The sequence below is a fragment of the Paenibacillus arenosi genome (genome assembly GCF_014841135.1).
Taxonomy (GTDB): Bacteria; Bacillota; Bacilli; order Paenibacillales; family Paenibacillaceae; genus Paenibacillus_B; species Paenibacillus_B arenosi.
The window spans coordinates 650,770-663,510 of record NZ_JACYTN010000001.1 but is presented as its reverse complement, the minus strand read 5'-3'; the positions used below and the strand labels follow the sequence as shown (position 1 = coordinate 663,510).

At 42.7% G+C, this 12,741-nt stretch carries 10 protein-coding genes; 2 read left to right on the top strand and 8 right to left on the bottom strand.

What is annotated here, in order from left to right:
* Positions 1-140: 140 nt before the first annotated feature.
* From IFO66_RS02895 to IFO66_RS02870, 6 genes are all read right to left on the bottom strand, one after another.
* Positions 141-512 carry a hypothetical protein gene (locus IFO66_RS02895; RefSeq protein ID WP_192023655.1) on the bottom strand — a complete coding sequence of 124 codons (372 nt, stop codon included), beginning with the start codon at positions 510-512 and terminating at the stop codon, positions 141-143.
* A gap of 572 nt (positions 513-1,084) precedes the next feature.
* The gene (locus IFO66_RS02890; RefSeq protein ID WP_192023654.1) at positions 1,085-2,839 is read right to left on the bottom strand and encodes a M28 family peptidase; all 1,755 of its coding nucleotides are present in this window, start codon (positions 2,837-2,839) and stop codon (positions 1,085-1,087) included.
* Between the two features lie 105 nt (positions 2,840-2,944).
* A complete protein-coding gene (locus IFO66_RS02885; RefSeq protein ID WP_192023653.1) occupies positions 2,945-3,307 on the bottom strand; it encodes a hypothetical protein in 363 nt (120 codons plus the stop codon).
* A gap of 101 nt (positions 3,308-3,408) precedes the next feature.
* Positions 3,409-3,915, bottom strand: a complete 507-nt coding sequence (locus IFO66_RS02880) for a hypothetical protein (RefSeq protein WP_192023652.1) — start codon at positions 3,913-3,915, stop codon at positions 3,409-3,411.
* Between the two features lie 99 nt (positions 3,916-4,014).
* Positions 4,015-4,449, bottom strand: a complete 435-nt coding sequence (locus IFO66_RS02875) for an SRPBCC family protein (RefSeq protein WP_192023651.1) — start codon at positions 4,447-4,449, stop codon at positions 4,015-4,017.
* A 147-nt stretch (positions 4,450-4,596) separates the two neighbouring features.
* Positions 4,597-5,547 (bottom strand): DMT family transporter, encoded by a 951-nt coding sequence (locus IFO66_RS02870; RefSeq protein WP_192023650.1) that lies wholly within the window; start codon positions 5,545-5,547, stop codon positions 4,597-4,599.
* 130 nt (positions 5,548-5,677) lie between these two features.
* On the opposite strand from IFO66_RS02870, the gene IFO66_RS02865 reads away from it, so the two are divergent.
* Positions 5,678-7,114, top strand: coding sequence for an aminotransferase-like domain-containing protein (locus tag IFO66_RS02865; protein ID WP_192023649.1), 1,437 nt, complete (start codon positions 5,678-5,680; stop codon positions 7,112-7,114).
* Positions 7,115-7,172: 58 nt separating this feature from the next.
* Here the strand turns inward: IFO66_RS02865 and IFO66_RS02860 are convergent, their stop codons facing one another.
* Complete coding sequence (locus IFO66_RS02860; RefSeq protein ID WP_192023648.1) at positions 7,173-9,011, bottom strand: S-layer homology domain-containing protein; 1,839 nt, start codon at positions 9,009-9,011, stop codon at positions 7,173-7,175.
* Positions 9,012-9,100: 89 nt separating this feature from the next.
* On the bottom strand, positions 9,101-11,326 hold the full coding sequence (locus IFO66_RS02855; protein ID WP_225445434.1) for a metallophosphoesterase family protein: 2,226 nt from the start codon (positions 11,324-11,326) through the stop codon (positions 9,101-9,103).
* A gap of 376 nt (positions 11,327-11,702) precedes the next feature.
* Here IFO66_RS02855 and IFO66_RS02850 point away from each other — a divergent pair, with 376 nt between their 5' ends.
* A complete protein-coding gene (locus IFO66_RS02850; protein WP_192023647.1) occupies positions 11,703-12,266 on the top strand; it encodes a carbohydrate binding domain-containing protein in 564 nt (187 codons plus the stop codon).
* Positions 12,267-12,741: the final 475 nt, after the last annotated feature.

Sequence of the window (12,741 nt, the reverse complement as noted above, 5' to 3'; positions counted from 1 at the left end):
ATTCACGACGTCTGACAAATATCTGATGTGTCCTAACAGTTGCTTCTCCGAATCATCCTCTGAGGCCGAGGGGAAAATGCCCGATGCGTGAATGCTATGTTAGTCGAAGTGCTACCTGAGTTACTTACAAGTAATTATGCCTAGTTCTTTACAAAAAAGCCTTTAGGATAATACTCCTCATCTTCAATTTCAACATCCGGATACCTAGTAAATACATTTTCAAACTCTTCTGACTCTATTAAATAGTTGATTACTTCGTGTATTCTTTCACTGCTCCCAATATCAATTAGTACCATATCACTTGACCAGTAATAGGACCCATTCAAACATTCTCCTGTCTTCCTGTTATTTTCTCTTATTGTTTGAATGTTCTTATATGTAAAAAAACTTGCTATCCATTTCATTCGATTTGAAAAAACCACAATCACATCTGTATTTACATCTTCAATATCCCACTCTCCCTCTGCCCACTGCTCCGCTTCTATCCATACTTTTCTCTTTATATTTTTCATTAAAACGTATCCTCTTCAGTAGCTATTAATTTTTAATTTCTTAGAACTTATATGAATATTGATTATTTATCTTCGGCATTTCACCTAACTATTAATCTATGAAATTCGCAAATACTCAATCATCGAGATATTTGCGAATTTCATTTAAAGCACTCCTTGATACTCATCTACGAAGTATTCAAAAGGACGATGCTACATACCTTTCACAGCCGCATTAAACAAGTAATAAAAGACCAAGTGCTTAGAACACTTGGCCCCAATAAAATCAGATGGCTTATCCCCTAGTTCATCAAAAAATGATAACCCTTACCCTCTGCTCATCATCCAGCATGCTTATTATTGTCACCCTTAAGATTCTTCCATAGTTATATTTTACCGTCTAATACTTTCTCGTACAAGTGTTCTTATCCTCATTAGAGTAGTTTCATCCGTTCATGTAGCTAATGCTTCACGCAGTTCCGATCCCGCTATCTTCTTTACTTGCACCTTCTTTAATTCCATTAGAAATAATTGCAATTCGATCACCAACTAACTTTTCCCCCTCAAATAAGCAACGTTCGAGCCCTTTTCGCTTAATGGTCATGCAGCAAATGTTCATACATAGGCCGCGCTTCACTTGGAACCGCGTTTATCCATCCCCAAGCAAGAAGGCCGACCATGCATACAGATAGAACGATTACGAACCAGCGATGATGGGATGTCAGCAACCTACACACAGGATTAAGCAAGGCCAAAACAAAAGTAAATATGACCGTAAGCACTAACGTTAACGAAAGCGGCATCGCTTGAAATAACAGATGGAGGAAGGTCGTAAATAGAACAATCGGAGCAAGAGCCGTGATCAGCATGGCTGGAACTCCGTTCAATACCTTGTCCGCATCCTTTTTAAATAATGAGAAAGCAATAACAATGGTATGAATGATCAAGGGAAGCATCCACAAGTAACTCGCACCTGGTAGCCATATAGCCGATACAGTAAGCAGGACCAGAAACAGCATCATCCCGACGAGCATTATCTCAAGTACATTGGTGCGGTCATTCCATTTTTTCATCAAAAAAGCCTGAACAAGTAAGGTTAGAAGCATGAAGCTGATATGATATAAATAAGCGTCATAGGTAGCACCATTGAACAAGGTCATTTTTTCCGCCCATAACTTAGAAATAAACTGATTAAGCAAGTAGGCAGCACCAAGAGAAAGAATAGCACTTCCAATAACAGCAAGTACACTGATCATTATTCCTCGTAACCGGATCTGCTGCTGTCTATATGCAACGACGATCAAGGCAACAACTGCGAACCACAACAAGATGGTAATAGGTGTAACGATTGACTGTGGATAGTGAATGAATAGGTTAAATAAACTGAAATACACTTGATCTGGACTGCGCAAATTTTCAAGATTCGCATCGCCAAATTGTCTAGCCATAGCTAGCGCATTTTCTCCCTGATGCTGCAGTGTGGATAGTTCGACATTATCCAGATTATCTAACGGGGTATGGTATGCGGTCCACCCACCGAGATACGCGAAGTTAATTCCCGGAATGCCCGCACGAAGTGTTACGGTTAAGTCTGTGTCGTTCGGTAGTAAGCGATAAAGATCTCCCATAAAAGAATTCGTTACTGGTTCTGGAGCAGCTTCAGCAAAATGTTGAATGAGTGCTCCATTTTCTTCGCTCGTCTGGAACATTATCGATGCCCCTTTAGAACCACGTGCTTCGAAGTTAGCAACAAGTCCGACTTGCTCCCGATGCTCCGCTTTTCCCCAGAATTCCTTTGCACCAAGCAGCCCTTCTTCTTCGCCATCTGTAATGACGATCCAAATGTCATTTCGGAGTGGCTCACCGTTGGTAAGGGCTCGCACGGTTTCTATCAAAGCAGCTACGCTCACGCCCGCATCATTTGCTCCCGGACCCAAATCAACGGAATCATAATGTGTCATGAGCGCAAGTGCTTTGCCTTCGCTGTTCTTGCCTTTTAAGACACCCACAATATTGTGTAGTTCTAATAATTTGTTGTCATAAGTCATTCCTTCCGCTTGTTGAACCTGAGGTTGAATGCCTAAGCTGGTTAATTCCGCTACTACATAGTCTCTAACCTGTTTGATTCGTTCGGAGCCAGAAGGCCGTGATTCTTTGGCGATGAATTGTAAATGCTGCATTGCTCTTTCCGCAGAAAATTGTGTTGCTGGGGCTGTGCTTGGTTGAGGTCGTGGTGGTTGGTCTACGAATAAGGTTGCTGCGATGAGTATGAGGACTACAAATGCTATAGATACCGTCTTTATCCCCTTTAAACTTTTTGTTGGTTCTTTCTTTACTACACTTTCCATGAACGAATCGCTCCTCTACGAAAATGATGGCGTACGTCATGTCATCCCATGGTGTAACACTCACAGTAGCACATGGGTATGTCTTTATTATGTAGAATTCATCCATTAATCCTCGTCATTGTTCTTATCATTCTTATCCTTGCGATCCTCTTGGTAGTTCTCTAGTTCCAGCTCGATTTCACGGTTGATCCTTTCCAATTCGGGGCTATACTTTTTATTATCTATCTCGTGTTCATACAAATTTTTGAACTGCTGCTGCATTTGAAGCTCTGCCTTTTCTGCTTCATTTAAGAGGCCGAAATGAGTCTTGATCGCCTTTACATCCTCTTCGATTGCCTTCGTTCTCATATACGTGCTGAAGATGAGGCCGAACATAATGGCTGGAACCACTACGCTGCCGATTGGGCCCGCTATATAAACAAACAAAAAACTGATACCGATGGCGATTACTATACCTAATAGTGCCACAGCTCACACTCCCTTTTCTTTTTCATACTAAAAATAGAGAAACTTCAGCTTACAGAAGCTTCCCTATACATGTTTTCCTATGTACATTTAGAACCAGCAGCTCACTTGATACGTTCGATTCGTATCGATTTATCAGGAAAATGGATGCGGATGTTGCCGCCGGAACCAAATAAAACTTCTAATGATATCGTAGTATCGTCGACGGGGGTAAACTCTTCAAACAACCAGTCGTCTATCTCAGGATGCATAATTGGTCTGGGGTTGTCATAGTTATGATGTTCAAATTGGAAGAAGGATATATTTTCGAGCGTTAGCATCCATTGTGTACGGTTTGCTATATCGTCTCCATTACGTGCTAGTATGAAATGGGCATTCGAACGAAGGAGGCTCTCATGATCGATACCCACTTTTAATAAACGGTAATCATGGAATCCCAATTTGCTGAAATGACGATGTACTTCTTCTGGCAACCTCTCAGATAGCGATTGATAGATTTCACCATATTGTCTACCATTCTGCAGCCATTGCCGTTCTAGTCGTTCTAGTTGATCATCACTCGTTGTCTCTGTATTTTGGGCAATATACATATCGTATGGAAAGTACTTCATGGATTGCCTCCCTGCTTAAGTTTGTTAGTAAAAAAGAAAGACATTTGATCGTTAAACTATCAAATGCCTTTCTTGCAGTCCGCATTACCATGCTTATACTCAGCTATGCGTAATTTGTTCTGCTAATTGTTTTATTTTTTGCAAAGACAAATCGGCGAATTTGACTGATTCATCGTAATAGGATTCCCCATGTGGAATGGCAGCAAAATCCCCAATCTCTACGGTTAGCAAGTTGTGTTCACCTTGCTGCAAAACTGTGTATGTATAGCCGATATTATACTGCTCCGCAGGAAGCGGCCACTTCGGAACGTACAGAGCCAGCCGCAGACGTTGTTCTGGTTCGAACTCCACTACTGTTAGCTGAGAATACCCCTCCCAATCAATAATGCTTCCAAGCACAAGCAGATCGCTGCCATATCCCTCAGGCAAATCATCCCACTGCTTCATATATTGTGGACTCACGAGTACCTCCCAGATTGCAGAGGCTGGCGCCTCGATAACAATTTGATGATGTACAATGAACGGATTGGTCAATCGTATTCCTCCTTCAACTTATTTGCCATTAAGGACATCCTTATTGGTGGATCAACTACTGATAATTTTCCCACAAACAGCAGCAACATACCAGCATCTCCCTAGCTGTTCTGTGGAAAATGTCCATCTCTTTCTAATTTTGAAACGTTATCCCTCGGATGATCTATGAGCAGCTCTTTCTGGTGATATCCCCTTAGCTAGAAATGTCTCCCTCTTACGTGCACCGAGCAGCCCTGTATTCACAACTACAAGCCCTACAATCGTTAACACAGCTCCTATTATCGTATAGATGGATAGCGCTTCGTTATAGAGAAGACTCCCAATTCCAACTGCAATAAATGGTGAAATATACAGCCACATCGAAGGAAACAGCGGATTCGTATTTGCAACAAGCCAATAAAAAATCGTATGGCCCACCATAGACCCAATGACGATTAAATACATTTGGGAACCTATCGCTTGCAAGGATAAGAGCGACTCCAGATGAACGCGCTCGCTGCATACAGACAATACAAGCATCATAACACCACCGCAACACATTTGAGCAGCATTTTGAGCAATCGGTGAAATATCGGAAAAACGGCTTATCACTTTTTTTGAATACAACGCTCCACCTGCATAAAAAAGCTGTCCTAGTAAAATAGCTAGACATCCTAGCAGCCACAACCTATCTGATCCGAGTGATACCTGAGGAAGAACGAGCACGGCTACCCCTGCCAAGCTGATGAAGCAGCCGACTATTTTACTACGCTCCACACGATCACGATACATTACCATTTGCAGCAATATGATGACGATGGGAGCCGTTGCGGAAAGAATGGCAGCTGTCCCTGAACTCACATACTGCTCTGCCCAATAGAGCAAAGAAAAAGTGCCTGCCGTGAGCCCTAGACCAATCAACCACATTTCTTTGCGCAGCAGCAGCGAAAAGCTCGCTTTCTTTTTCCAAGTCATCCAGATAAGAATGAGCAAACCTGCCAGCACAAATCGACTACCTGCTGAAAAGAAAGGAGGAGCCCCCGCATCCACACCTACCTTAATCGCTAAAAATGTCGTTCCAAATATAATGCACATGAAAATAAAATTGACGATAATCATTCTATTACCTCCTTGACAGTACACTTGACACCATTATAATGAGGCAATAATAGAACAGTTTGAATTAGATAGAACAGATTCGATATATGCAAGCAAATTAAAAGTTCATTACATAAGGAGGCACTATGCGATGAGCTCTATCGAGCTAGACCGTTCACAAGGCAAGCCGCTGCATAAGCTTGTATACGAATATATGTGGAATCGAATTCAGCGCGGGGAATGGCCAGAACATCATAAGCTGCCATCGATTCGCACGCTTGCAGAAGAAATGAAGGTTAACCGATTAACCGTATTCAAAGCATTCCAGCAGCTCAAAGATGAAAAAAAAGTGTATGTCAAAGACAAGTCGGGCTATTATGTTCAACCAGGTGTCACGATGCCTTTTGACAATCTGGAAAGTCCTATCGTATTTTCTTACGTACATAAAAGTCATCTATCCGAAATCCATCGCGTTCCTGCAAACTATCAATTTTCGTATGCGCTTATCGATCCTAGCTTGCTGCCGAACCGGTATTTTTCTGAATCTATGCTGGATATTGTTGAACGCTACCCGCGAATGCTCAGCACCTATTCTACCCCTCAGGGGGATGAAGAGCTGCGGCAGTCACTGGCTCGTTTTTTCACCAACAAATACGGATTTCACCTCTCTCAAGATGACATCATGATCACATCAGGCTCCCAGCAAGCGATTGATTTGTTAGCTCGGATGCTTGTCCAACCGATGGACGTGGTTCTCATGGAACGCCCAACATATAGTGCTGCCATTGATATGTTCAGAAACCAAGGAGCACAAATTATTCCGATTGATATTTATTCGTATGGATATGATTTGGAACAGGTAGAAGCTTATATGAAACAGTTCAAGCCGCGCTTGTTCTACCTCAATCCGACTTTTCACAATCCTACTGGCTACACCGTGCCAGCCAAACAGCGGAAGGAACTCGTTGAGCTCGCAGAACGGTATCGCTGTTTCATAATCGAAGACGATCCGATGCACGATATTTACTTTCAGCATAAGCCCCCTCTGCCCTTTTTTTCATACAGTACGGAAGGTTATGTCATTTATATTTGCAGCTTCAGTAAGTACATTGCACCAGGATTGCGGATTGCCGCTATTTGCTGCCAGCCATCCATTATGAAGCATCTTCTTACGGTCAAGTCATTAGCGGACAATGGTACACCGCTGTTAAATCAGAAGATTTTTCTACACTACTTTATGTCCGAGCGTCTGCAGCAGCATATTATCAAGCTTCGAACCGCGTTACACATTCGCAAAACCGTTATGGAAGAAGCACTTGCAATCACGAATTGGAAATGGGACAGCCCTGACGGAGGCCTTAACTTGTGGATTCAGCTGCCAGAAACACTTTGTTTGGAAAAGCTGCTAGCTAAGAGTATCGAGCATTCCATCTCTTTTGTCCCCGGTTCCATATGTGATCCGTCTAAGGAGCTACAATCGTGGATTCGTTTAAGTTATTCGTATATAAATGAACAGCAGATCAAAGACGGCATGAAGCTGCTCATGCAATTAGCAGAGCAAGTAGACCATAGTGATCGACATCTGTAACTACATATGCCTTGGAACAGGATGTGTGCGATCCCATTCCAAGGCATGCTATTGTTGCTTACTCATTAATCAACTTCGCATAACGCAGGCAGCGCTCAAGGATTTTGACCGTTTCCGCCCTCGTGGTCTGCGCTTGTGGTGCGAGCTTATGTTCATCTATGCCAACCATCAGCTTGTTGGAAACGAGCCCTGCCATCGACGACCTTGCCCAGCTACTAATATGACTTACATCTTTATAATGATTAGCTACCTGTATGACATTCTCGGACTTTCCTTGCAGTTCCGCATCAACAAGTTTCATAAATCGCTCGAGCATGCCAGCCATCTGTTCGCGCGATATTGGTACATTAGGTTGGAAGGTACCGTCCTGCATGCCTTTCACCAAGCCACGTTCCACTGCCGTCTGCACGGCAACAGCAAACCAATCATTTGCCTGTACATCCTTGAAGCTGGAGGCTGACAGCTGCGAACTGCCTTTCCATCCAGCCGCTCTGACGAGCATGGCTGCGAATTCAGCCCGCGTAACTTTACCGTTCGGATCGAAGCTGTTGATGCTAACTCCTTTGACGATCTGCTTCGCCGTCAAATGCTCGATTGATGATTGTGCCCAATGTCCAATCGTGTCTTTGAAGACTGCTGTGGATGAAACGATCATATAAATCTCACTGGATGCATGGTCTTTGATTTGCACGTTCGTTACGCCATCGGTAGTCTTTTGAAACACAGATGGGACAAAGCGCGTTTTACGTATACCCGGATCAACCGCTACGACTGTCGACTTTTTCGGATCGATGTTGAACGTTGAGCGAATCGTCAACGTTTTGTTAACGAATTCATCACCCAGAGCTGACATCGTAATTTGCTTGCCGTTATGAGCAACACACGCTACATTGAAGGAGACTGGTTCTGTCACTTTGACGATACCTCCAGCCAACATGGACTGCTTGTCTTTCGCCGTGATCAGATCGGGCAGCGTAGTCGTCGTTACAACGATATTCATGTTAGCAGTTGAAGTGTTCAAGGAACGCTCTAAATGAGCCGTATTAAGTCCCTTAAGCGGCAATTCCATCGATGCTCCATGCGTTTGAATGGAAACGATCGCTTGCGGCAGTATGCCTTGTGCGTCCTTTAGCACGCCTACCGGGAGCTCTACCTTAGTACGCTCAACATCGCTGCTCCGCTCAGGAACCGTAATTCCAACTTTCAGCGATTTTCCATTTTTGTTCGACGTTACCTTCAACGTATCGAAAGCTGCGGATAGAGCTGCTCCATCTACAATAATCTTCGTTGTAGCAGCTCCATTTTCGTTCTCCTTGGTAACTTTCAACGCAGAAGAAGGAATGATAGCTGTAATCGAGCTTCCATTCTCCTTCACAGTTATAGCAGCATCTTCGGTAGTAGGTGGCGTTTCGCCAGAACTGCTATCACGTCCATTATTACTACCGCTACCATTCCCATTTGCCCCACCGTTATTTCCAGCACCAGATTCGCTACCTGACGAACCTGAATCGCCGCCACCAGAATTGCCATCGCCGCCATTAGGCTTCTTCACAACCGTGAATGATTGCTGCAATAATTGATCTGGCCCACCTTGACCAACGACAACCGTGTAATCGCCGGGCATCGCGTCAGTAGGTAGCGTAATCGAGTCGTTATAAGAACTCTGATTAACTTTCACAGCGTTGTAGTATAGTACCGTTTCATCTGGTCGGACTATTTTCACGATAACATCACTGAGTGACGATGTTCCTGTTATGTGAATCGCATCGCCCGGATATTTCGTAGAAGTATCCAACTTTAGCGCAGGCATCACATCCGTGGCACTTGCCACCACTGGTATAGATACCATAAGCATCGTCATCATGATGAAGGAAATAAAGCTCCTCTTGTTTCCCAAGCAAATCTCCTCTTTCTTCGTTTGTCTAGGCAGTATCGTTTCGCAACAAACATATGAGTCTTGCTGCCACTCATCAACTTTTCTGACGTCTATTCGTTTATAGTAACTGGCTCAGCAAGCAGCGTGCCTACATTCGTCAAGTCAGCACCGAAATCGGACACAACAAGCACTCGAACTTGGTAGCCATCTTTGCGATTCACATTGAACTTAGCATTGAACGTACTACCCTCGGCAGGCACCTTCGCTTCATAGGATGCAATGCTAATTGGCGTATTGCCCTTCATCAGCTGGAAGACAACAACCGCTTTGTCCAATTTGCCAGTTGGCTTCACCGTTAGCGAAGCATCCACCATTACAGTATTGGTAGCCATTGTTGCACTAGTCACAACAAACGGACGTTCAACCGCTTGATCCGATACTTCAAAAGTTACACGCCCAAGTTCCAAGTTATCATTGTCTGTTCGGTATTCCGCTTCCCCTACATAAACAGCATCGTATTTACCCGGTGCAAGATTCAAGCCTGCAAAGGTTACTGTGCCGTCCGGCTGTTGGATTGTGTTCGTTTTTTGCTTCGCAATCGGTTTTTCCGTTTTGTTTAAAACGGTGCCCTCAGGAAAAATACCGATCCAATCTTCTCTGACCGAACTTGTATAAGCAACTTGAACCGCTTCGGCTGGCGTGTATGCTCCTTTGACCATCTTGATCGTTGGATTGCTTAACGTTAAGTCAGGATCAGTTGCTGGATCGACAACCGGAATTTGCGCTCCAAGACTTACTTCGAACTGAGCGTTCGGGATCCATCTGTCATTGCTAAAATCCCTACCCTTCACCAGCACCTTATCATCGTAAACTTCTACAAAGTATCCTTGGCTGCCGTCTTTGCTCTTATTTTCATCCGTGTACAAATAGGAAGTCGCAGCCGCATTAAACATCGTTGCATACTTCGCGTTGTACATTGTATCTTTGGCACCTAACTCCCAATGGGTATGACCGCTAAACAAAATAGACTGCGGATGCTTCGTCAATATTTTCTTCAACTCCGTATCCTGTCTTACTCCATACCAATAGTTCGTTTTCAGCGTCCCCTCGTTCGCCCCAGCAACCGTATTTTTCAAAGGCTGATGATGGAAAATGAATTTCGGTTTATCCTTAGATGCATGCTCAGCTAGCTTTTCGTCCAGCCACTTCAACTGCGTTTCCGATAGATAGGAGTAATCCTTCAAGCCTTTTTCCGTACCGATAAAAATAAAATGATAACCGTTAATCCATACGTCAAAATAACTAGATTTCATATTCGTGTATTTCGCGAACAATTCGGAAGTTTTCCCCCAATCGCTCCAGCGAACATCATGATTTCCTTGTACAAAGTACGTTTCTGGCAGGTCATTCTTATATAGGTTAAAAATACGTTCTAGTTCCTTATACTCCGCTTCCGTACCATTTTCCGTATTGTCGCCAACCATCATCAGTCCAGAGCTGTCTGGATTCAGAGCGATTATATCTCGTAACGCATCTTCAATATTTTTGTTATGGACATGGTTCTTGTTGTTCGTAATATGCATATCGGTAATCACTTCGAAACTGACTAACAGCTTCTTCACAGGCACACCTGGAATAGCGATTTCAGCACTTTCTGTCGATTCGCCTGCCAATGAATGAGCATAAACAAATAGTTTCGTGGCGCCATTCGGAATCGGCGTATTCACTGCGAACGTATAGGTTTCATACTCTGAATAGGTTGCACCAGTTACGGTTAAAGGAATGCTAGCGATAACTGGTTGACCATTCAGCCTACCCACATCATTGCCCCAGTACAAGTTATAGTTGAGAATATTGGACACATCGGCTGGATTTTTAATGTTCAGATCGCCTGCTATATGCTCTGGATCAGCGTCTGTATCTACAAAGTCCAGCCTTTCAGGAGACTTTAACGAAACGATAGAAAATGGCACTCGTGCAAAAATGTGATATCCACCGTCCTCCATGTAGATTGCTTCATAATCCCCGGGGGGTAATGATTTCGAGAACGTCATCTTGCCATCAGGCTGGCCCGACACATCCGTATAGCTCCATGTTAATGATGGACTGCTCCCTTCCGGTACTGAGCCTTTTGGATATAAGCCAATCCAATCTTTCTTAGAAGCTCCCGAATAAGTGATGGAAATAGACTCACCTTCTAAATAGGCTGATCGGTCCATCGTAATCGCTTGATTAGCCGCCTTGGCCACCTGAGCAGGAACAGCTTGAAAAATAACCATAAACGCAATCATGATGCAAAGCATAGCAGATATCGGTTTAGAAGCGGATTTCAACATTTCGCAGGCACCTCTAGTTCAGTAGAATTTGTAGAGTCTGTTGATAGGATGTAACATGTAACACATCATTTTCGTACAGATTTATTGTAATCCCCTTCATTTCGCATTGTGTCAAACGGCTGTTAACGGTGCATTAAAGTTATTTGCAAATGTAATGGGAGTGTTATCTCTCAAAATAAAAAGGATCGGATGGAGAGCACTCCATGTCGATCCTTTTACGTTGACATATTATTAATGTGCTGATAATTAGCAACCGATAGCTTCATTATCGCTTATGCCTATCTCTGCCGTTAATCTATTTATTTCACCTCTATTAAAAGAATGAATATGATAATCATAGATAGGAACCTTATCAACGTCGAGGAGAGTAACCAATATGCCAAGTAGAAAAATAGGTAATAGAAAAGCAGTTCGTAAGCATAAAAATCACCAAGCAACTGTACCGTCATCACGAAACTATAAAACATTACTGCTACCTCAGCCTACTCAAGCTACCATTAAAAATCCTGGATTTGAAAACAGAACACTAAGCCCTTGGAATCCTGGCCCTCCTTCTCAACTTGGGCAAATATTTGTAACAACAGTTACCCCTCATAGTGGATTACAAGCCGCAAGAATGCTTTGTGTAGAAAATACAGTCATGGCACTAAAACAAAAAATATCGAATTTAAAGCGGGGTCGAAGCTATCAAGTTTCTATGTGGCTACGTAGGAATGTTGTATCTACGCTCGGGCAAGTCAGAGTAAGGCTTGGTGGATTACCAGCTATTTATGGGATATCCGCTATACCTATGAACACATATAGGCAATTTATAGATACATTTCAAATACCAGGAGAAAGAGGGAATACTTCTTTTGATTTAGAAATATTCTTATTTTCTTCTACTATAGGTACAGATATAACTATCGATGATGTCTCCATTACTCTACTTGGCAGTTAACTTATTTTTGTTATGTCCACACCGTTATTAGACCGAAATCAATATTGGAAACTAAACTTTTACGAAAACAGCTGTGTCTAAGACACAGCTGTTTTATACGTGACGAATACATCATTTTTAATTTTGAACATACACTCTTTAACGGTTGTAAATGGAGTACGTTATATTGAAAAAACCATTCCACGCACCTTTTCATTTAGACTTATTAATACGTGCTTACTGGTACACTAAACAATATCATTGTATTCATATCTCTCACTCTATTTAAGCACAGCCTTTGCCTTGCCAAGCATCTCTACAAGGCATTTACAAGAAGATGAGGCGAATAATCACCGTGGAAAATCGCCTACCTTCAAAATGCGGTAAACTAACTGCAAATTTTAACCCATTTCTTTATTCCATAGTGAATAAAACGTATACAATTCACATCTCTACTTCTATATCTCTAAACAAAAAAAGTAATCCCTTCATTTAA

What these genes read in the sequence shown, in the direction of transcription:
- IFO66_RS02895 (WP_192023655.1), bottom strand. Translation starts at nt 512, where the DNA reads ATGAAAAATATAAAGAGAAAAGTATGGATAGAAGCGGAGCAGTGGGCA.
- IFO66_RS02890 (WP_192023654.1), bottom strand. Translation starts at nt 2,839, where the DNA reads ATGGAAAGTGTAGTAAAGAAAGAACCAACAAAAAGTTTAAAGGGGATA.
- IFO66_RS02880 (WP_192023652.1), bottom strand. Translation starts at nt 3,915, where the DNA reads ATGAAGTACTTTCCATACGATATGTATATTGCCCAAAATACAGAGACA.
- IFO66_RS02870 (WP_192023650.1), bottom strand. Translation starts at nt 5,547, where the DNA reads ATGATTATCGTCAATTTTATTTTCATGTGCATTATATTTGGAACGACA.
- IFO66_RS02865 (WP_192023649.1), top strand. Translation starts at nt 5,678, where the DNA reads ATGAGCTCTATCGAGCTAGACCGTTCACAAGGCAAGCCGCTGCATAAG.
- IFO66_RS02855 (WP_225445434.1), bottom strand. Translation starts at nt 11,326, where the DNA reads ATGTTGAAATCCGCTTCTAAACCGATATCTGCTATGCTTTGCATCATG.
- IFO66_RS02850 (WP_192023647.1), top strand. Translation starts at nt 11,703, where the DNA reads ATGCCAAGTAGAAAAATAGGTAATAGAAAAGCAGTTCGTAAGCATAAA.